18 protein-coding genes are annotated in these 20,545 nt (G+C 59.4%); 14 read left to right on the top strand and 4 right to left on the bottom strand.

The window, feature by feature from the left end; all coding sequences use genetic code 11:
* Positions 1 to 394: 394 nt before the first annotated feature.
* The 4 genes from ABD827_RS11150 (at position 395) to ABD827_RS11135 (ending at position 5,436) form a co-directional block, all read left to right on the top strand.
* On the top strand, positions 395 to 1,321 hold the full coding sequence (locus ABD827_RS11150; protein ID WP_344964862.1) for a dihydrodipicolinate synthase family protein: 927 nt from the start codon (positions 395 to 397) through the stop codon (positions 1,319 to 1,321).
* 3 nt (positions 1,322 to 1,324) lie between these two features.
* Positions 1,325 to 2,815 (top strand): aldehyde dehydrogenase, encoded by a 1,491-nt coding sequence (locus ABD827_RS11145; RefSeq protein WP_344964861.1) that lies wholly within the window; start codon positions 1,325 to 1,327, stop codon positions 2,813 to 2,815.
* A 98-nt stretch (positions 2,816 to 2,913) separates the two neighbouring features.
* Positions 2,914 to 4,260, top strand: coding sequence for an NAD(P)/FAD-dependent oxidoreductase (locus ABD827_RS11140; RefSeq protein ID WP_344964860.1), 1,347 nt, complete (start codon positions 2,914 to 2,916; stop codon positions 4,258 to 4,260).
* A gap of 63 nt (positions 4,261 to 4,323) precedes the next feature.
* A complete protein-coding gene (locus ABD827_RS11135) occupies positions 4,324 to 5,436 on the top strand; it encodes an FAD-binding oxidoreductase (RefSeq protein ID WP_344964859.1) in 1,113 nt (370 codons plus the stop codon).
* A gap of 82 nt (positions 5,437 to 5,518) precedes the next feature.
* Here ABD827_RS11135 and ABD827_RS11130 read toward each other — a convergent pair whose 3' ends face one another.
* The gene (locus ABD827_RS11130) at positions 5,519 to 6,397 is read right to left on the bottom strand and encodes a DMT family transporter (protein WP_344964858.1); all 879 of its coding nucleotides are present in this window, start codon (positions 6,395 to 6,397) and stop codon (positions 5,519 to 5,521) included.
* Positions 6,398 to 6,577: 180 nt separating this feature from the next.
* Entirely contained in the window at positions 6,578 to 7,624 is a 1,047-nt protein-coding gene (locus ABD827_RS11125; RefSeq protein WP_344964857.1) for a GlxA family transcriptional regulator, read from the bottom strand.
* A 343-nt stretch (positions 7,625 to 7,967) separates the two neighbouring features.
* On the opposite strand from ABD827_RS11125, the gene glyA reads away from it, so the two are divergent.
* The 7 genes from glyA to ABD827_RS11090 all read left to right on the top strand — a co-directional run bounded on the left by glyA (position 7,968) and on the right by ABD827_RS11090 (position 16,238).
* Positions 7,968 to 9,221 carry a serine hydroxymethyltransferase gene (gene glyA / locus ABD827_RS11120; protein ID WP_344964856.1) on the top strand — a complete coding sequence of 418 codons (1,254 nt, stop codon included), beginning with the start codon at positions 7,968 to 7,970 and terminating at the stop codon, positions 9,219 to 9,221.
* Between the two features lie 184 nt (positions 9,222 to 9,405).
* The gene (locus ABD827_RS11115) at positions 9,406 to 10,659 is read left to right on the top strand and encodes a sarcosine oxidase subunit beta family protein (RefSeq protein WP_298720346.1); all 1,254 of its coding nucleotides are present in this window, start codon (positions 9,406 to 9,408) and stop codon (positions 10,657 to 10,659) included.
* A 10-nt stretch (positions 10,660 to 10,669) separates the two neighbouring features.
* Positions 10,670 to 10,957, top strand: coding sequence for a sarcosine oxidase subunit delta (locus tag ABD827_RS11110; RefSeq protein WP_298720349.1), 288 nt, complete (start codon positions 10,670 to 10,672; stop codon positions 10,955 to 10,957).
* Positions 10,954 to 13,983 (top strand): sarcosine oxidase subunit alpha family protein, encoded by a 3,030-nt coding sequence (locus ABD827_RS11105; RefSeq protein WP_344964855.1) that lies wholly within the window; start codon positions 10,954 to 10,956, stop codon positions 13,981 to 13,983. The genes ABD827_RS11110 and ABD827_RS11105 overlap by 4 nt, the downstream gene beginning before the upstream one ends.
* Positions 13,976 to 14,605: a sarcosine oxidase subunit gamma gene (locus ABD827_RS11100; RefSeq protein ID WP_344964853.1), complete on the top strand. Its 630-nt coding sequence runs from the start codon at positions 13,976 to 13,978 to the stop codon at positions 14,603 to 14,605. Before ABD827_RS11105 ends, ABD827_RS11100 begins: the two co-directional genes overlap by 8 nt.
* 303 nt (positions 14,606 to 14,908) lie before the next feature.
* Positions 14,909 to 15,775, top strand: coding sequence for a formyltetrahydrofolate deformylase (gene purU / locus ABD827_RS11095; protein ID WP_344964852.1), 867 nt, complete (start codon positions 14,909 to 14,911; stop codon positions 15,773 to 15,775).
* A 118-nt stretch (positions 15,776 to 15,893) separates the two neighbouring features.
* Positions 15,894 to 16,238 (top strand): cupin domain-containing protein, encoded by a 345-nt coding sequence (locus tag ABD827_RS11090; RefSeq protein WP_298720359.1) that lies wholly within the window; start codon positions 15,894 to 15,896, stop codon positions 16,236 to 16,238.
* A gap of 388 nt (positions 16,239 to 16,626) precedes the next feature.
* On the opposite strand, the gene ABD827_RS11085 is transcribed toward ABD827_RS11090, so the two are convergent.
* Positions 16,627 to 16,908: a hypothetical protein gene (locus ABD827_RS11085; protein ID WP_344964851.1), complete on the bottom strand. Its 282-nt coding sequence runs from the start codon at positions 16,906 to 16,908 to the stop codon at positions 16,627 to 16,629.
* A gap of 308 nt (positions 16,909 to 17,216) precedes the next feature.
* Between ABD827_RS11085 and msrA the strand changes: the two genes are divergently transcribed.
* The 3 genes from msrA (at position 17,217) to ABD827_RS11070 (ending at position 18,862) form a co-directional block, all read left to right on the top strand.
* Complete coding sequence (gene msrA, locus ABD827_RS11080) at positions 17,217 to 17,810, top strand: peptide-methionine (S)-S-oxide reductase MsrA (RefSeq protein ID WP_344964850.1); 594 nt, start codon at positions 17,217 to 17,219, stop codon at positions 17,808 to 17,810.
* Positions 17,811 to 18,083: 273 nt separating this feature from the next.
* Positions 18,084 to 18,710 (top strand): LolA family protein, encoded by a 627-nt coding sequence (locus ABD827_RS11075; RefSeq protein ID WP_344964849.1) that lies wholly within the window; start codon positions 18,084 to 18,086, stop codon positions 18,708 to 18,710.
* A gap of 14 nt (positions 18,711 to 18,724) precedes the next feature.
* On the top strand, positions 18,725 to 18,862 hold the full coding sequence (locus ABD827_RS11070; protein WP_344964848.1) for an SRPBCC family protein: 138 nt from the start codon (positions 18,725 to 18,727) through the stop codon (positions 18,860 to 18,862).
* Here the strand turns inward: ABD827_RS11070 and tyrR are convergent.
* The gene (gene tyrR / locus ABD827_RS11065) at positions 18,835 to 20,385 is read right to left on the bottom strand and encodes a transcriptional regulator TyrR (RefSeq protein WP_344964847.1); all 1,551 of its coding nucleotides are present in this window, start codon (positions 20,383 to 20,385) and stop codon (positions 18,835 to 18,837) included. The two genes, ABD827_RS11070 and tyrR, sit on opposite strands and share 28 nt — an antisense overlap.
* Positions 20,386 to 20,545: the final 160 nt, after the last annotated feature.

Raw genomic sequence — 20,545 nt, 5'->3', positions numbered from 1 at the left:
AATGACAAGAGAGGACATGCGGGAATGACAAGAGAGGACATGCGGGAATGACGACAGAACCACACCTGTTATGCAGTATTATTTAAATAACCTGTCATTATTAAGTGTACCGAGAGTATATTACTTTTGGTTCCATTTGGTGCTTTATTCTATTTTATGAAAATGCACATGGTCAACGTTTCATTCCAAGCCTGCCTGTCTGCAGGCTTTTTGTTTTTATCCTCATGATTGGATAACCCAAGGTTATGTTTATCCTTCAATAAAAGTGTGTTGTGGCGTCCGGTAGCTCTTGGTTAATCTTGCCTTAATGAAATTAACCGAGCCCTGCCGGGATATTGAATATCCCTTGTGCAGACATTTAAGACGATATGATACAGGGATATAGGTGATTAACATGCAATTCAAGGGAATTTACACACCAGTCATCACGCCGTTTGCCGAGGATTACAGCATTGATTATCAGGCCTTCACGGCACTGATTGATCATCTGGTCGATGCCGGTGTGCACGGCATTATCGTCGGTGGTACTACCGGTGAATATTACGTTGAAACGCTGGACGAGCGGGTCCGCCTGCTGCAGTTGGCCATCGAGCGTTGTGCCGGGCGGATACCTGTCATCTTTGGTACCGGCTCTATCAATCCGGATGAATCTATTGCGCTGGCAGAGGCTGCCGCCAAGCAGGGTGCCGATGCGATCCTGGTGGCCACTCCTCCCTATTCATTGCCAACGGAGCATGAAGTGGCGCAGCACATTCTCGCCGTCGATCGCGCCGCGGACTTGCCGATTATGCTGTACAACTACCCGGCCCGTATGGGGGTGACGATGGGCGAGGCGTGTCTCGACGAGATTGCCTCTTCCAAAAACATCTGTGCGATCAAGGAAAGTTCCGGCGATATTAACCGCCTGCACTTGCTGGTCAATGACTATCCCGGCCTTCAGCTTTCCTGCGGCATGGACGATCAGGCGCTGGAATATTTTGCCTGGGGCGCCCAAAGCTGGGTCTGTGCCGGCTCCAACTTCCTCGCTAAAGAGCATGTTGCTTTGTACAACGCCTGCGTGCTTGAAGGTGACTTTGCCAAGGGCCGCCGCATCATGGCAGCCATGATGCCGTTGATGAGCGTACTGGAGCAGGGCGGCAAGTTTATCCAGAGTGTGAAGCATGGCGTGACCCTGTCCGGGCATTTTGCCGGTGTGACCCGCAAGCCCCTGTATGGTCTGAACCAGGATGAGCAGGATTCACTGGCGCAGGTGGTTTCTACCCTCAAACGCACGATTGCCGATATCCAGGCGGAAAGTGCCGTTTTTGCGAAGGAGGCATAAGCCATGAGCGAACTGTTGACCCGGGAACAATACCACGCCATCGCCTCAGACCTGCAATTGCCGACCCAGAGTTTTATTGATGGTCGCTTCCGCCCTGCTCTGTCCGGCAAGACCCTGCCAACCATCAACCCGGCTACCGGTGAAGTGCTGACAAATATTGCCGCCTGTAGCGCCGAAGACGTCGACTTTGCGGTTAATAAAGCTCGTGCGGCGTTTGATGACGGTCGCTGGAGCAGTCTGCATCCGGGCGAGCGCAAGGCGGTGCTGTTGAAGCTGGCCGAGCTGATGGAGCAGAACAGCCGTGAACTGGCGGTACTGGAAAGCCTCGACTCCGGCAAGCCGGTTGCCGAGTGCGAGACCGTTGATGTGCCTGAAACCATCCACTTTATCCGGTGGCACGCCGAGTCCACCGATAAAATCTATGATCAGACCGCGCCGGTTGGTTCCGATGCGGTGGCGATGGTGGTGCGTGAGCCGATCGGCGTAGTGGGTGCGGTACTGCCCTGGAACTTCCCGTTGCTGATGCTGGGCTGGAAACTGGGCCCGGCGCTGGCGGCCGGTTGCACCGTGGTGCTCAAACCCGCCATTCAGACCTCGCTGACCGCCCTGCGTGTGGCCGAACTGGCGCACGAAGCCGGCCTGCCGAACGGGGTGCTGAACGTGATCACCGGCCGTGGCTCCGAGGTAGGGGCTGCCATAGGACGTCATCCGGATGTGGACATGGTGACCTTCACCGGCTCCACCGAAACCGGTCGTCTGTTCCTGAACTATGCCGCCGAATCCAACCTGAAAGAGGTGGTGCTCGAGTGCGGTGGCAAGAACCCCTGCATCGTACTGGACGACGCCGAAGATCTGGATGCGGTGGCCGAACACGTGGTGGCGGCGGCGTTCTGGAACATGGGTGAGAACTGCTCTGCCGGCTCGCGTCTTATCGTGCACGAAAACATCAAGGATGCCCTGCTGGAGCGGGTGTGTGCCCACACCCGCGAATGGCGTACCGGTGATCCGCTGGACCCGGCCAACAAGCTGGGGGCCCTGGTCGATAAAGGGCATTTTGATAAAGTGGTGAGCTACCTGAATCGAGGCAAGGAAGACGGTCACACCCTGTTGCTGGGCGGCGAGTTGATGGAAGGCAATTTTGTGCCACCGACTATTTTCGACGGCGTGAAGAATGGCGATGCGCTGGCGCGGGAAGAGATCTTCGGCCCGATACTGGTCGTGATCACCGTGGCCAGCGTCGAGGAGGCCATTGCGGTAGCCAACGATACCGACTACGGCCTGGCCGCCTCGGTGTTTACGGCCAATGCCAAAAAAGCGCTGCGTGCGGCCCGGGCCATTCGTGCCGGTACCGTCACGGTGAACTGTTTCGGTGAAGGAGATGCGACGACGCCTTTTGGTGGCTACAAGCAGTCCGGCTTCGGCGGACGCGACAATTCTCTGCACGCCCACGATCAGTATACCCAACTGAAAACCGTCTGGATTGACCTGAGCTAATAACCCGAGAGCGCCCGGCATGATGCCGGGGATCTTCTCTGACCCGGGCCGCCGGCCCGGGTCAGATTCCACCGTTTCTCCCCGAGAGGAACCAGAGAATGACCAAAACGATAAATGTCAGCCGCATCCCTAAAGACACGGGGCCTGCCGGCTGGAATCAGATACTCCCCTCCGCAAAACACTACCCGCAGCTGAAGGAAGATATCCAAGCTGAATGGGTGGTGGTCGGTGGAGGATTTGCGGGCATTGCCGCCGCGCGACGGTTGAGTCAGTTGACCGGCAATGACCGCATCGTCTTGCTGGAAGCCAACCGTTTGGCGGAAGGGCCGGCGGGACGTAACAGCGGCTTCATGATTGACCTGCCCCATGAGCTGAATTCGGAGACTTATGCCGGTGCGGCGGAAGCGGATCTACAACAGATCCGGCTTAACCGGACCGCTATCGACTTTGCCCGCCAGATGGCGGAAGAGTTTGAGATGCCCAAACGGGTATTTGACCCCTGTGGCAAAGTCACCGGGGCTGCCTCGGCCAAAGGCGAACAGCATATCGATAGTTATGTGAACCATCTCGGCAGCCTGGGTGAGCAGTACCGGTTGCTGACGGCGGCCGAGATGAAAGAGCGGACGGGTACCGATTATTATCGCAAGGGGTTGTTTACCCCCGGTGCCGTGATGATCCAGCCGGCGGCCTATATCCGGATGGCGGCGAAGGGGATTTCCGGGCGGGTGTCCATTTATGAGCAAAGCCCGGTACTGGCAATGGAGCTGGGCGACGAGCATGTGCTGACCACGCCGGGGGCCAAAATTCGTGCCCGGAACGTGATCCTGGCGGTCAACGGTCATATCCAGTCGTTCGGCTTTTTTCCCCGTCAGTTGCTGCATGTGTTTACCTATGCTTCCATGACCCGGGCCCTGAGTCCGGCAGAAGTGGCGCGGCTGGGCGGCCAGCCCGACTGGGGCGTACTACCGGCCGATCCCATGGGCACCACGGTGCGCCGGGTCTCGAGCCTGATGGGCAGTGGCGACCGGGTGACGGTACGCAACCGCTTTACCCTGAACCAGTCGATGGAGATATCACAGCGACATATAAAGGAGGTGGCGCGGGCCCATGACAAGTCCTTCGCCACCCGTTTTCCCATGCTGGACGGGGTGCCGATGGAACATCGCTGGGGGGGGCGGCTCTGCCTGTCCTGGAATTCGGTGCCGGCGTTCGGCGAGCTGGAGGATCGGGTCTTTTCCGCTGCCTGCCAGAACGGCCTGGGAACGGTAAAGGGCACCCTTTCCGGGATGATGGCAGCGGAGCTGGCGGTGCGTCGTCAATCGCCGCTGCTGGAAGAGTTTACCCGTTGCGACGCGCCGCGCCGGCTGCCACCCGAGCCCTTTTTGTCGGTGGGCGCAAACCTGACCATGCGCTGGAAAGAATGGCTGGCGGGTATCGAGTTGTGATTGCCGACCGCATCTATTGTTTTGCCGGGCAGGCAGTGAACAGGTTTGAACAAGGAGTATGCCATGAGTATTAACACTGCCGAGTTTCTTAACCCGGTGAATACCCAGACCTGGGAAAATGGTCGTCATCTGGTTCGTTGTGTCAAGGTCATACAGGAAACCCATGATGTCTGCACCTTTACCTTCGGGATGGGGCAGCCGGTGCTGTTTTTCTTCAAGCCGGGTCAGTTTGTGACGCTGGAACTGGAGATTGAGGGTGAGCGGGTCATGCGCTCCTATACCATTTCCAGCTCTCCTTCCATTCCCTACAGTTTTTCGATCACGGTGAAACGGGTGCCCGGGGGCGTGGTATCGAATTGGTTGCATGACAACCTGCAACCCGGCGATCAGCTGGCGGTGCATGGTCCGGTAGGACAGTTCAACTGTCTGGATTACCCGGCCGACAAGGTGCTACTGCTGTCGGGCGGCGTGGGCATTACTCCGGTGATGTCGATGGCGCGCTGGTGGTTCAACACCGACTCCGAAGTGGACATGGTGTTTGCCCACAGCGCCAGGACGCCCAGAGACATGATCTATGGCCATGAACTGGAATACATGTCGTCACGCATTGACAACTTCCGGCTGCACCTGATCTGCGAACGAATTGACGTAGGCCAGTCATGGAGTGGCTACCGGGGGTATATGGGACGGTCGATGCTGGAGCTGATTGCCCCGGACTTTCTCGAGCGGGAAGTCTTCTGTTGTGGCCCTGCGCCCTACATGAAGGCGGTGCGAAACCTGCTTGAAGACGCCGGTTTCGATATGCGGCATTACCATGAGGAATCGTTCGGCGCGACGCCCGTCGAGGACATCCAACAGGCGGAAGTACACGCGGATGAAGCCGAGGTGCTGGAAGCCGAGCAGGAGCTGCTGGAAACGGTGGCGGTCAGTTTTGCCGATTCAGATGTCAGCATCGATGTGGTGATGGGTACCAACCTCAACGAGGCGGCCCTCGAGGCTGGGGTGAGCATTCCCAAGGCCTGCGGCATGGGGATCTGTGGTGCGTGCCGGGTGAAGGTGAGTTCTGGCAATTACCACATGGAACATAACGGTGGTATTACCGAAGAAGAAATCGATGCCGGCTATGTGCTTTCCTGTTGCACCACGGTGAAGGGGACGATGGCGGTGGAATACTGAGCCGGGCTGACAGCGCCGGCAAGCAAACGCCGGGGTAGCCCCGGCGTTTTTGTCGATGTCAGCCGACCCGTAACGAGCGCTTTCAAGCCTCACAGGCGCGTTCGACCAATACCATTTTGCGGCGCCGCTTGACCGGCCACGACTGGCAGGCGAGGGCGACGAGTACCACCAGGCCGCCCAGCCAGGCCTGCCGGCCGGGTTGCTCTGCCAGCACCAGCCATACCCACAGCGGGCCCAGCAGCATTTCCAGCATCATCAACAGCCCCACTTCCGGTGCCGACAGGTAGCGCGGTCCTTGCGTTATCAGGGCATAGGCCAGGGGCACCACCAGCAGGCCGAGAATGGCCATCCACACTATGTCCTGGGTCGGCAGCGCCAGGGTAGGGGCCTGAAACAGGGCGAACAGGCTCACCAGCAGGCCGGCCGGCACCAGTGCCGGGGTCATGTTGGCGGGGCTGGCGGCTCGCTCTACCACAAACTTGGCGGCCATGCTGGCGGCACAGAGCAGGGCGGTGATATCGCCCAGCAGGTGGCTGCCGTCCCGGCTGCCGGAAAACACCAGTGCCAGTCCGCCCAGACACAGCAATATCGCCAGCCAGGTGCGGCCGGAGACGCTTTCTTTCAGCACAAAACGGCTGAGCAGGGCGCCGATCAGCGGTGCGGCGCTGAGGATGATCAGGGTATTGGCCACGCTGGTCAGCCGTATCGAGATCACGAAGGTGACGGTACAGACTGCATAAAACAGCGCCGAGCCCAGGCCCAGCGAAAGCAGCTTGCGAGTGGGGCGGTAGCTGTGAGCACGAAACAGGCAGACACCGCCGATGCACAGGCTGAGCAGCAGGCCGCGCCAGAACAGTAAAATCCAGGGGTCGGCGCTGATCAGCCGGATCAGCAGGGCGTCCAGGCTCAGCACCGCCACCCCGGCCGCGGTCAGCAGGCTCCCCTTCACGCGATTATCCATTCGTGCTCCCCGTTTTATCTTGTTATTGAGCCCGCATGATACGTCCGCCCTGTGTGAGGCATGACTCCGGCAGCGGCCGGTAGTTACCTTAAAACGACAAGAGGGGATGGACGAAAGCGCAGGCCCGGCACCGGAAATACCGATTTTAACCGGGCCTAGTCATGGAAGGTGGCGAGGCATTCAGCCCCGCTTTTGCTGACGCGCCTGGCTGGGCGAAACGCCGAAAAAATCCTTGAAGCAGTGGCTGAAGTGGGTGGAGCTGACAAAGCCGCAGGCCACGGCGATGCTGGAGATGCTGTCGCTGCTCTGCAACAGCAGGCGGCGGGCATGGGTGATGCGCAGTTCCAGATAATAACGGGACGGCGTGGTTTCGAGGTGATTCTGAAACAGCCGTTCGATGCGCCGGCGCGACAGGCCCACGTAGTCGGCCAGCTCTTCGATGCCGAGCGGCTCTTCGATGTTGCTGCTCATCAGCCGCAGCAGGGAGCGCAGGGCGTCGGGCATGGTGGGGTCGTCTTCCGCCGTTGCCAGCCGGTTTTCGCCGTCGTTGGCCACCCGATCGCTGCTCAGAATTTCGCGGATGGCGCGCACCGTATCGGTGCCGTGCAGCCGCTCGATTAACGCCAGCATCATTTCCAGCGCGCTGTTGGGGCCGGCGCTGGTCAGTATGCGCGCTTCCACCATCATGGTGTGGGTTGACACCTCTACCGAGGGAAAGCGTTCCCGGGCAAAGGCATGGTTGTCCGGGTGCAGGGCGCAACTGAGTCGATCAAGCACGCCGGCGTGGGCCAGGGCCACGGCGCCGTTCCACAGGCCGCCCAGCACTTTTTGCCGTTTGGCCGCCGCCTTCAGTACCTGGCTCAGCGGCCCATGCTCGCTCAGGTTGCAGCGAAAGCCGCCGCACACAATCAGCACATCCAGGGCGTTGTCGCCTTCCAGTACCAGTTGGTCCAGGGTGGCATTGGCCGAAATGTCGATGGCCAGATCGCTGCGCACCGTAGTGGCATTCAGGCCGAAGGTGGTAAAGGTAAACAGCGGCGTGGCCTGCACCAGATTGGCGGTGACCACGGCGTCTACCGCGGCGGTAAAGGCCATCATCGAAAAATGGGGCTGCAGTATAAAGCCGACTCTTATCGGCGCTGTGCCCGCCGGACGCGCCGGCAGAAAGGCGCTGTTGGTATCGCGCAGGCGATGGCTGAAATGACGTTTTTCACTGATTTGCGACATGGTGTTTTTATGCTGGCTTCGGGGTAATGGAAGCGTGTCCGGAATGTTACCGCTTGGAGGTGCATAGTACCCCGCCGGGGTGGGCTTTGCACCTGTAGTACCGTATCAGCGCCGGATCAGGCTCGGTCTGGCTCCATTTTGTGACGGGCATTGATCACAATGTTGTGCTTATGTGAAATGTTGTCGCAAATACGCAGCTTTAGGCCGCAGCCAGTCACCCCTGCCATATTGACCCCCCGTATTATCGCCTTAACGCAAGGCCGCCGTGGTTACACCGGTGGCCATGCCAACAGGGATACATCAGGCACCGGGAGCAGCCCGGGCCGCGCAAGGAGGTCACAAGATGTTCAGCAAAGACACCCGCATTCAGGATATAGACCCGGCTCTGTGGGCCGCCATGGAAGAAGAAGCCGCCCGTCAGGAACAGCATATCGAGCTGATTGCTTCAGAAAACTACACCAGCCCGGCGGTGATGGAAGCCCAGGGGTCGGTACTGACCAACAAATATGCGGAAGGCTACCCGGGCAAGCGTTATTACGGCGGTTGCGAAGCGGTAGACAAGGTTGAAGTGCTGGCCATCGAGCGCGCCAAGGAACTGTTTGGCGCCGACTATGCCAACGTGCAGCCCCATTCCGGCTCTCAGGCCAATGCCGCCGTGTACATGGCGCTGTGCGCCCCCGGCGACACCGTGCTGGGCATGAGCCTGGCCCACGGTGGTCACCTCACTCACGGTGCCAAGGTCAGCTTTTCCGGCAAAATCTACAATGCGGTGCAGTACGGCCTGAACGAGGCCACCGGTGAGGTGGACTACGACCAGGTTGAAGCGCTTGCACTGGAGCACAAGCCGAAGATGATCGTCGCCGGTTTCTCCGCCTATTCCAAGGTCATGGACTGGGCCCGCTTCCGTGCCATCGCCGACAAGGTAGGGGCTTATCTGTTCGTGGACATGGCTCACGTGGCCGGTCTGGTTGCCGCGGGCCAGTACCCCAACCCGGTACCTCATGCCCATGTGGTCACCACCACCACCCACAAGACACTGCGCGGCCCCCGTGGCGGCCTGATCCTGGCCAAGGGTAATCCGGACCTGGAGAAGAAGCTGAACGCCGCCGTGTTCCCCGGTGGTCAGGGTGGCCCGCAGATGCACGCCATCGCCGGCAAGGCCGTGGCCTTTGCCGAGGCGCTGAAGCCCGAATTTACCGAATATCAGAAAGCCGTGGTGGAAAACGCCCGCGCCATGGTGGAGGTGTTTCAGAGCCGCGGTTTCGATGTGGTATCCAACGGCACCGACAACCACCTGTTCCTGCTCGACCTGTCCGCCAAGGGCATTACCGGCAAGGATGCAGACCGGGTACTGGGTGATGCCTGCATCACCGTGAACAAGAACGCCGTGCCCAACGACCCCCAGTCACCCTTTGTGACCTCGGGCCTGCGCATCGGCACCCCGGCGGTGACCACCCGCGGCTTCAAGGTTGAGCATTGCCGTCAGCTGGCCGGCTGGATCTGCGACATTCTGGAGCATATGGACGACCCGGAAGTGATTGTGTCGGTGAAGGACCAGGTCGCCAGCCTGTGCAGCTACTTCCCGGTATATCGCTAACTTCTTAATTAAAGGCAGGTTGCTCCGTGGCCTGACAGCCGATTGGAGCAGTCCTCGAAGCCGACCGTGACATGCCAGGGATGGCATGTCCGAGCCCCCAGGGAGGGGTTTACGGCGAGTCGGCGTGAGGATGCTTCAATCGGCGCACGCACCGGCTACAGAATTCAAACTGACAGGTGAGACTATGAAAAAATATTCAGGATTCGGGCTCCTCAAACATGCCCTGACCCACCACGAAAACTGGCAGCGCGTGTGGCACAACCCCACGCCCAAGGCCGAAGGATACGACGTCATCATCGTCGGCGGCGGCGGCCATGGTCTGGCCACGGCCTACTACCTGGCCAAAGAGCACGGCATTACCAACGTGGCGGTGATCGAAAAGGGTTACCTGGGTGGCGGCAACACCGCCCGTAACACCACTATCGTACGTTCCAACTACCTGTGGGACGAAGCCGCTCACCTGTATGAGCATTCCATGAAACTGTGGGAAGGGCTGGCGCAGGATCTGAACTACAACCTGATGTTCAGCCAGCGTGGCGTGCTCAACCTGGGCCACACCCTGCAGGACATGCGCGACATCGAGCGCCGGGTCAACGCCAACCGCCTGAACGGCATCGACGGCGAAGTGCTCAATGCCAAGCAGGTGCAGGATCTGGTGCCGATTCTCGACTGCTCCACCAATGCCCGTTATCCGGTGTTGGGTGCCTCCTGGCAGCCGCGCGGCGGCACCGCCCGTCACGACGCCGTGGCCTGGGGCTTTGCCCGCGCCGCCGACGCCATGGGTGTACACCTGATCCAGCAGACCGAAGTGACCGGCATTCGCCGTGAAAACGGCGCCGTCACCGGGGTGGAAACCACTCGCGGCTTTATCTCTGCGCCCAAGGTGGCCTGTGTCACCGCCGGTAACTCGGGTGTGATGGCCAACATGGTCGGCATGAAGCTGCCGCTGGAGTCGCATCCGCTGCAGGCCATGGTGTCCGAGCCGGTCAAGCCGATTCTCGACACAGTAGTGATGTCCAACCATGTGCACGGCTATGTGTCCCAGTCCGACAAGGGCGATCTGGTTATCGGCGCGGGTATCGACAGCTACCTGGGTTACGGTCAGCGCGGCTCCTTCCCGGTGGTGGAAGAAACCATGGCGGCCATTGTGGAAATGTTCCCCATCTTCAGCCGGGTGCGCCTCAACCGTACCTGGGGCGGCGTTGTCGACACCTGTCCCGATGCCTGTCCGATTATTTCCAAGACCCATATCAAGGGCCTGTATTTCAATTGTGGCTGGGGCACCGGCGGCTTCAAGGCCACCCCGGGCTCGGGTAACGTATTTGCCCACACCATTGCCAAGGATGAGCCGCATCCCCTGGCCAAGGCATTTAATGTCGACCGTTTCACCAGCGGCCATCTGATTGACGAGCACGGCGCAGCCGGCGTAGCCCACTGAGGAGATAGAGATGTTCAGTATTTATTGTCCGCATTGCGGCGAACACCGGGAAGAAGACGAGTTTCACTACGGCGGCGAGGCACACATTGCCCGCCCGGCAGACCCCAATGCGCTCAGCGACGAAGAATGGGCCCAGTACCTGTTCATGCGCAAGAACCCGCGTGGTCTGCACCACGAGATGTGGTATCACGCCGCGGGTTGCCGCAAGTTCTTCAATGCGTCCCGGCACACCGTGACCTATGAAATTCAGGAAACCTATAAGGTGGGCGAACAGCCCCAGCAAGGAGGCCAGTCATGAGCCAGCAACATCGTCTTCAGGGCAAGGGTCGGGTAGACCACAGCAAGCCGCTCAGCTTTATCTTTAACGGCAAGACCTATCAGGGTTTGTCTGGCGACACCATTGCCTCGGCACTGCTGGCCAACGGGGTCGACGTGGTCGGCCGTTCGTTCAAGTATTCCCGTCCGCGCGGCATCATGGCCGCCGGTGCCGAAGAGCCGAACTGCATCCTGCAGGTAGGCAGCAGCGAAGCCACCATGATCCCCAACATTCGCGGTACCCAGGCCGAGCTGTACGACGGCCTCACCGCCGCCAGCACCAACGGCTGGCCGAATGTAGATAAAGACATCATGGGTGTGATGGGCAAGCTCGGCGGCAGCATGATGCCCCCCGGCTTCTACTACAAGACCTTCATGTATCCCCAGTCCATGTGGCCGAAGTACGAACATCTGATCCGCAAGGCCGCCGGCCTGGGCCGGGTGCCGAAAGACAAGGATCCCGACACCTACGACAAGCTCAACCATCACTGTGACGTGCTGGTAGTGGGCGGTGGCGCGGCCGGTCTGGCGGCGGCACTGGCGGCGGGTCGCCGTGGCGCCCGGGTGATTCTGGTGGATGAACAAAACGAATTTGGCGGCCATTTGCTGCACAGCACCCAGCCGATCAACGGCCAGGCGCCGACCCAGTGGGTGGCCAACGCGGTCAAGGAGTTGCAGGGCCTGCCCGACGTCACCCTGCTGCCGCGCAGCACCGCCGCCGGTTATTACGATCACAACTTCGTGACTGTGTTGGAGCGCCGCACCGATCATCTGGGCGAGCGCATCTCCGGCAAGACCCGTCAGCGTCTGCACCGCATTCGTGCCAAGCGCGTGGTGCTGGCCACCGGTGCTCATGAACGCCCGCTGGTATATGGCAACAACGATCTGCCCGGCAACTTCGTGGCCAGTGCGCTGTCTACCTACGTCAACCGTTATGGTGTGGCCCCGGGCAACAACCTGGTGCTGATGACCTGTAACGATTATGGCTATCAGGCCGCGCTGGACTGGCTGGATGCCGGCCGCAAGCTGGCGGCGGTCGTCGACAGCCGTCATCGTCCCGACGGTGCCCGTTACAAGGCGCTGAAGGCGCGCGGCGTCAAGATTTATACCGGCCACGGACTGATTGAAGCCCTTGGCAAGAAGCGGGTAACCGGCGCCAAGGTGGCGGCCCTGTCCAGCGATGGCAGCCAGGTGACCGGGGCGGCCGAGACGCTTGCCTGCGACATCATTGCCAGCTCCGGTGGCTGGAGCCCGGTGGTGCACCTGACCGCCCATACCGGCTCTCGCCCGGTATGGAACGACGACATCATCGGTTTTGTGCCCGGTGAGTCTGTACAAAAGCAGCTGCTGGCCGGCGGTATGCACGGTACCTATGCCCTGTCTGCGGTATTGGCCGAAGGCCTGAGCGCCGGTCGTGATGCCGCCGATGCCACCGGGTACGGCGACATTTCCGCCCAGGTTCAGGATGCCGAGATCAAGACCGAAGATCCCCGTGAAGACGCGGCCCAGGCCCTGTTTTTGGTGCCGCACAACAAGCCGGTGAGCCGTGCGCCCAAGCAGTTTGTGGATTATCAGAACGATGTAACCGCCGCCGGTATCGAGCTGGCCGTGCGCGAGGGCTTCGAGTCCATCGAGCACATCAAGCGTTACACCGCCATGGGCTTTGGTACCGATCAGGGCAAGCTGGGTAACATCAACGGCATGGCCATTGCCGCCCGCGCCATGAACAAGAGCATTCCCGAAACCGGCACCACCGTGTTTCGTCCCAACTACACCCCGGTCACCATGGGTGCCCTGGCCGGTCGCGACGCACACCACCTGTTCGACCCGGCGCGCTTTACCGCCATGCATGCCTGGCATGTGCAGCAGGGTGCCGAGTTTGAAGACGTGGGTCAGTGGAAGCGTCCCTGGTTTTTCCCCAAATCGGGTGAAGACATGCACCAGGCGGTGAACCGCGAATGTCTGGCGGTACGCAACAGCGTGGGCATTCTGGATGCCTCTACCCTGGGCAAAATCGACATTCAGGGCGCCGATGCCCGCGAGTTTCTGGCGCGCATCTACACCAACGCCTGGGCCAAGCTGAGCCCCGGTAACTGCCGCTACGGCCTGATGTGTAAAGAAGATGGCATGGTGTTTGACGATGGTGTCACCGCCTGCATCAACGACCAGCACTTTGTGATGACCACCACCACCGGCGGCGCCGCGGGCGTACTGCAGTGGCTGGAGTTGTGGCACCAGACCGAATGGCCGGAGCTGGAGGTGTATTTCTCCTCGGTCACCGATCACTGGTCCACCATGACCGTTACCGGTCCCAACAGCCGCAAGGTGCTGGAAAAGATCTGTGAAAACGTGGATCTGTCTGCCGATGCCTTCCCCTTCATGGGCTGGCGCGACGCCACGGTAGCCGGGGTCAAGGCGCGGATCTTCCGCATCTCCTTTACCGGTGAGTTGAGCTTCGAGATCAACGTACAGGCGAACTACGGCCTGCATACCTGGGAAGCGGTGATGGAAGCGGGTGCCGAGTTCAACATTACGCCGTATGGCACTGAAACCATGCACGTGCTGCGGGCAGAGAAGGGCTTCATCATCGTCGGGCAAGACACTGATGGCTCTGTGACCCCCTTCGACCTGAACATGGGCTGGTGTGTGGGCAAGACCAAGCCGTTCCCGTTTGTTGGCCAGCGTTCCTGGAGTCGCTCCGACACCGCGCGCACCGATCGCAAGCAATTGGTGGGCCTGAAGTGCAAGGAAGCGAAAACCGTGATTCCGGAAGGCGCGCAAATCGTGCTGGACCCGAACCATCCGGTGCCGGTACCCATGGTCGGCCATGTGTCGAGCAGCTACTACAGTGCCAACCTGGGCCACAACATCGCCATGGGCGTGGTCAAGGACGGTCTGAATCGCATGGGCGAAACCGTGTATTGCCCGCTGGCCGATGGCCGGGTGCTGGAAGCCGAAATTACCAGCCCGATTTTCTATGATCCCAAAGGAGAGCGTCAGCATGTCTAACAACACCGCCAAACTGGCCGAAACTCAAACTGACGTGCGGGTGGAATCCCCGCTGTATCACGCCAACCTGGACGCGCTGGCCAAAAAAGACCAGCAGGGCGAAGTGGTGTTGCGCGAGAAGGCACATCTGGGCCACCTGGTGTTGCGCGGCAACGTCGGCAACGATTTGTTCGCCAAAACCGTAGAGAAGGTACTGGGGGTGGCACTGCCCACCACCGCCTGCAGCTCGGTAGAAAACGAGCAGGTACTGGTGCAATGGCTGGCGCCGGACGAGTGGCTGATCATCACCGAAGGCGGACGTGAGGGGCCGTTGGAAACCCAGCTGCGCGAGCACCTTTCCGGCCACTATTCGCTGGTGGACGTGAGCGGCGGCCAGACGGTACTGGCGTTGTCCGGCCCCAAGGCCGAGCTGGTGATTCGCAAGTCCTGTCATTACGACGTGCACATGTCCAACCTGCCAACCGGCAAATGCGTGGGCACCACCTTTGCCAAGAGCGCGGTGCTGCTGCGCCGCACCGGCGCCGACAGCTTCGAGCTGGTGATTCGTCGCAGCTTCGCCGACTATCTGTGGATGTGGCTGCAGGACGCCAGCCGCGAATACGGCCTGGTCATCGAGAAGTAAGAGAACCGAGCGGCTTCATCATGTGTCACCCCCGCGAAGGCGGGGGTCCATGAGCCGATGTATCACTCGGTTGGTCACCCTCGCGAAGGCGGGGGTCCATGAGCCGATGTATCACTCGGTTGGTCACCCTCGCGAAGGCGGGGGTCCATGAGCCGATGTATCGCTCGGTTGGTCACCCTCGCGAAGGCGGGGGTCCATGAGCCGGTGCATCGCTCGGTTGGTCACCCTCGCGAAGGCGGGGGTCCATGATCATTGATACCGATATTGAGTTAGTACGGCGAATATTCAGCAGGAGGCTGTCGCATGACACAACAGGATACTTTGATTTTAACCGCCAGCTGTAACAGCCGCCTGGGCACCGTGGACGCGGTAACCGGCTATCTGCGCGAGCAGCGCTGCTACGTGGCGGACATGCAGACCTTTGATGACGCCCGTGCCGGCCACTTTTTTATTCGTGCCGAGTTTCGCAAGCCCGATAGCGGGGAGTTCGATGAAGCGGCGTTTCGCGACGGTTTTGCACCCCGGGCCGACGAGTTCGGCATGCAGTGGGAGCTGACCGAGCGCAGCCGCAAGCCCAACGTGGTGATCATGGTGTCCAAGTTCGATCACTGCCTCAACGACTTGCTGTACCGCTATCGCACCGGTCAGCTGGCCATCGAGATCCCGGCGATTATTTCCAATCATCCGGATCTGCAGCGGCTGGCCGACTGGCACCATATTCCCTATTACCACCTGCCGGTAACCGCCGAGACCAAGGCCGAACAAGAGGCCAAGATCTGGCAAATCGTGCAGGAATCACAGGCGGATCTGGTGGTGCTGGCGCGCTACATGCAGGTGCTGAGCCCGCAGTTGTGTAATCAGCTGGCGGGGTGGGCCATCAATATTCATCACTCCTTGCTGCCCGGTTTCAAGGGCGCCCAGCCTTACCACCAGGCTTATGCCAAGGGGGTGAAGCTGGTGGGGGCCACGGCTCATTACATCAATAACGAACTGGATGAAGGCCCCATCATTACCCAGGGCATTCAGACGGTGGATCACAGTCATTACCCGGAAGACCTGGTCGCCAAGGGGCGCGATGTGGAATGCATCACCCTGGCCAAAGCCATTCAGTATCACATCGAAAAACGGGTGTTCATGTACCAGGGCAAAACGGTGGTACTGGGCAGCTGAACCTCGTTCGATGTATTCCCGGCAGGGAGCGTGCCGCAGCCGCGGTGCGCCCCCTGCATAGCAAACAGGCCTGTTCGACAAGTCTGTTAAAGTAAAAAAGTCATGACAAGGAGATATCATGTCTAACAAGATCACGGTTCTGCGCGATACCCAGCCCGACGTATTGCTGGATGCCACCCAGTGGGAAAAGCTGTCGGGTGACCCGCACACCGTTAACCTGAACGCTTACCAGTCGGAAGACGGCAGCAAGCTGATGGGCACCTGGATCTGTACTCCCGGCAAGTGGGCGGTGAACTACACCAAGTGGGAATATTGCGACTTCCGTGAAGGCTACTGCATTCTCACCCCCGAAGGCGGTGAGCCCATTCACCTGAAAGCCGGCGACATCTTCGTGGTCGAGCCCGGCTTCCAGGGCACCTGGGAAGTGGTAGAAACCGTTCGCAAGTACTTCGTGTTTGCCTAAACCGGGTATTTGTCTGAGGTGAAGGCTGCAATGACAGCCTGACTCGAGAAGTGACTATCGGCCTGCGCCCTGCGCAGGCCGATTTTGTTTTTATGGCACTATTTGATTTGCGGTGACACTCCGGGCAAAGGGCCCGCTCCGCCGACTCGCCGTAAACCCATCCATGGGGGCTCCGCCGCGCCTTCCCTGGCGCGGCCGGGAAATGCTCCTGCCGTCCAGGCATTCCCGCCATCCATGGCGGTCAGATGGTCGGCTGAGCAGATTCCTTTGCCCTCCCTGACGCTTTGCATCGTCTGCTCATAGCTCCCGGTAGATACCACTTTAGTCGGCAGGCCGTGTGCAACACGGCAAAAACAACCCAAAGCCGTTCGTCAGGTGGAAGGCGGAATCAAAGCATCGACACACCTTCGATTTCTATCACCGAACTGGCATCGGCTCGATCGATGATTTTAATCAAGGCAGATTGAATTACCTCGTTTTCCCTGACATCCGTTTCACTGGCAAACCGTTCTTCCTGAACCTGTGCCCCTTCTTCCTGGGTAAAGCGAATGGCGACTTCCGTTGCACAATCAGCACTGTGTCCAAAATATTCCAGGGTAATCTGCGGGTAGCCTTTAAAGCCTTTCTTGACCTGTTTTGCGATTCGTTTTTTAGCTTTATCTACATTCATACAAAATCCTTGTAACTGCTGCCACTAAAATGAACCGATAAGTCTGAGAGCGTTGCTGATCATGCCGTTCCCGGTGAGCGGCAGACTCTCTGTGTTCGTTCATTGAACGCCAACCATGGGCCGAAGGCAAGGGCTGGCTTCTACGGTACGAGCGAGCGCTGTTCCGTCAGCGGAAGCTGATACGACACAGGAGTGGTCTATTATGGTGACGATCGGCATGGTTACAGGGAGCATAAGTCGTATCGCAACATGATGAGCATAAATGGGCTGGTGGTAAATCGGGTTTTGGAGAAACAGGAGGTAGCTTTATGAAAAACGTACTGGTATTGATGACCCTGTCAGCAAGTTTATTGTTCATTTCTTCGCATGCTGTTGCTGATAAAACCATTTTGGCTGGAGGATGTTTCTGGTGTATGGAGTCAGATTTTGAAAAGCTTGAAGGTGTCACCGATGTTATCTCAGGGTTTACAGGCGGAGTTTTAAAAGATCCTACCTACAACGGTAACCATGAAGGTCATTATGAAGCCGTTGAAATAACCTATGACCCTGACAAGGTGAGTTACAAAGAGTTGTTGGATTATTACTGGGTTAATATAGATCCCTTTGATGATAAGGGGCAGTTCTGTGATAAAGGCTCCAGCTATTTAAGTGCAATTTTTGTAGCCAGCGAAGAAGAAAGGGAAATTGCCGAACAGACGAAAGCCGATGTTGAAAAGAAGTTTCCTGACAAAAAAGTTGTGACGCCAATTTTAAATTCATCGGTTTTCTACCCCATTAAAGGTGATGAAATTTATCATCAAGACTTTTACAAGAAAAGTCCCATTCGCTATAAGGTTTATCGTTGGAACTGTGGTCGTGACGCACGGCTAAAAGAGCTTTGGGGAGATAAAGCAACGCATTGATAACAAGCACGACTCATCAAGCGCCTGCCGAGTGAAGCGGCGACCACGGCAAGCCTAGGATGTTTTGGGTTGTTTCTGCAGATAATGCCGGAGTTCACGGGAGGACAAAGGGCCAGCTCCGCCGACTCGCCGTAAATCCATCCGTGGAGGCTCAGCCGCGCCATCCGTGGCGCGGATGGTCGGCCGAGCAGATCCCTTTGTCCTCTACCGGCCGCTCTCTTGGCGATGTGCCCTTGCTATGCTGACAACAGCAGGTGAAGCAGGGGGGAAAGAATGAGCGGATTATGGTTGCTGATGGCGTTAATGCTGACGAGTACGCCTCTGCCGGATTCGGGGCCGCTGCAAGAGGCGCTGGCAAGATTTGAACGGCTCGAGGGCTACCGGCTGGCGCTGCGCAGCGAAGGGCCGGGCGGCAATCAGCAATTGCTTTATGCCTACCGCAAGCCCGGCCTGGTGCGAATGGATGTGCAGTCCCCCTATGCGGGGGCGGTGCTGATTTATCGCCCCGTAAGCCAGGAGGTTCGGCTCTGGCCCTTTGGCCTGAGCTGGCCGTCGGTGGCGCTTAGCCCCGAGCACCCGCTGGTCACCAGTTCGCGGGGCCACCGGGTCGACCAGTCCGATGTGGGGGTGCTGCTGCGCCGGGTGTTACAGCTGCAGCAGGCGGGAGAGTTGGTGGTGCAGGAGTTGGTCACCTTTCGCGGCCGGGCGGTGTGGCATCTGGTGATAACGGGGCCGGCGGGGCCGAATGGAGTGGCACGTTACGAGCTGTGGCTCGATCAGTCGTCGCTGTTTCCGCTCAAGGTGATCGGCAGCGATGACAGGGGCAACCGGCTGGAAACCGTCTGGCTGGAGCAGATTGAGCTCGATCCCGTCTTTACCGACAACTTCTTCACACCCTGAGAGGGAGTGGCGCCATGACACACTATGACCTGATCACCTGCTGGCAGATGGCGGCACCCATCGAGCATGTGTATCGGGCCATCAGTCAGCCGTTGTTGTGGCCGCGCTGGTGGCCCGGCCGCTGTTACTTCTTGTGCTTGCCGATGCCGTAGTCCTTGAGCTTGTTGGCGATGGCGGTGTGGGAGATGTTGAGCCGCTTGGCCAGCTGACGGGTAGAAGGATACTCCGGATAAAGCCGCTCCAGCAGCATGCGCTCGAACCCTTTGACTGCATCGTCCAGCGAGCCTTCGCACAGGGTGTCCAGCCCCTGCAGGCTGTTTTGTTCCGGCAGGGCCAGCTCGGTCAGGCTCAGTTCGTCCCCTTCCAGCAGGCTGATGGCCCGATACAGGCTGTGGCGCAGCTGGCGCACGTTGCCCGGCCAGGGGTAATGCTGCAGGTACTCGCTCAAACTGGCGGCCAGCCGGGGGCGGGGGCGTTCCAGCTCGGCGGCGAAGCGAATGCAGAAGTGCTGGGCCAGCGGCAGTATGTCTTTCTGCCGTTCGCGCAGCGGCGGAATGCGCAGGTTGAGCACGTTGAGCCGATAGAACAGATCCTGCCGAAACTGGCCGCCCTGCACCAGGGTGGCCAGATCCTGCTGGGTGGTGCAAATCACCCGAATATCCACCTTGACCTCCTGTTCGTCGCCAAGGCGACGAAACACGCCGTCCTGCAGCACCCGCAGCAGCTTCATCTGCATCAGTGGTGACATCTCGCCGATTTCATCCAGCGCCAGGGTGCCGCCGTTGGCCTGATCCAGCACGCCGCGTTTGCCCTGAGTGTTGTTGCCAAAGGCGCCGGGGGCGTAGCCGAACAGCTCGTTTTCGGCGGCGTCGTCGGGGATGGCGGCGCAGTTGAGCAGAATAAAGGGGCCTTCACCGCGCAGGCTGGCCTGATGGCAGGCGCGGGCCAGCAGCTCCTTGCCGGTGCCGGTTTCGCCCTGAATCAACAGCGGGGCGTCCAGGGTGGCGAGCCGGCGCGCTTCGCGCAGCAGCTTGTCCATCGCCGGGCTCTGGGCGATAAAGCCGTCGAAGTGGCCGCTGTCGCGGCTGCGCATCACCTTGAAGTGCTGGCCGATGCGATAGGCGGATTTAAACACCACCACGGCGCCGGCCAGGCTTTGTTCGCCAGACTCTTCGGTGACCCAGATGGGCAAAAAATCGGCCAGGTAGGGTTCGCCGTCCAGGGTGACTTTTTCGCTCAGCGGCTGGGGCGAGGCCTGCTCCAGCCAGCGCGCCACATGCACGCCTTTCAGTAACGGGCCCATGGGTTGCTGCACCAGCTGCTGCGGGCTTTGGTTCAGCAGGGCGCAGGCAGCATCGTTGGCCAGGGTGATCTGGCCCTGGGTGTCGAGCGCCACCACCGCATCGGGCAGCGCCTTGAGCAGCGCCATAATGGCGTTGTGCTCTTGCTCCGAGGGCATGCAGGCGATGGTTTTAACATCAAACACCCCGGGAATGCGACGAATGGCCGGCATCAGGTGCTGCAGGGCGGCAAAGTCGAGGGTGGGGAAGTTGAGATAAATGATGCCGCTGATATCGATTTCGATACCGCGCAAATCAATCTGGTGTGCCACCAGTATGTCCAGCAGTTCCCGGGTGAGCCCCAGGCGGTCTTCACAGGTTACTTTTAAGCGCATGGTAATGTCTTAAACCTCATAGAGGTGTAAATAATACCTTACACCCGCCGGCGATACGAGCCTGCACCGGGATGACCTGTGCCACAGTCTGCAAAAAAGTCGTTATTTTCGGTCACAAACGGTTTACGACGGGGGCCGGCTCATACATCCTTAGCGCCGT

This window comes from Oceanisphaera sediminis, from assembly GCF_039539745.1.
Classification (GTDB): Bacteria; Pseudomonadota; Gammaproteobacteria; order Enterobacterales; family Aeromonadaceae; genus Oceanimonas; species Oceanimonas sediminis.
Note: the sequence above shows the minus strand (reverse complement) of the source record. Positions and strands in the feature narration are given on the sequence as shown.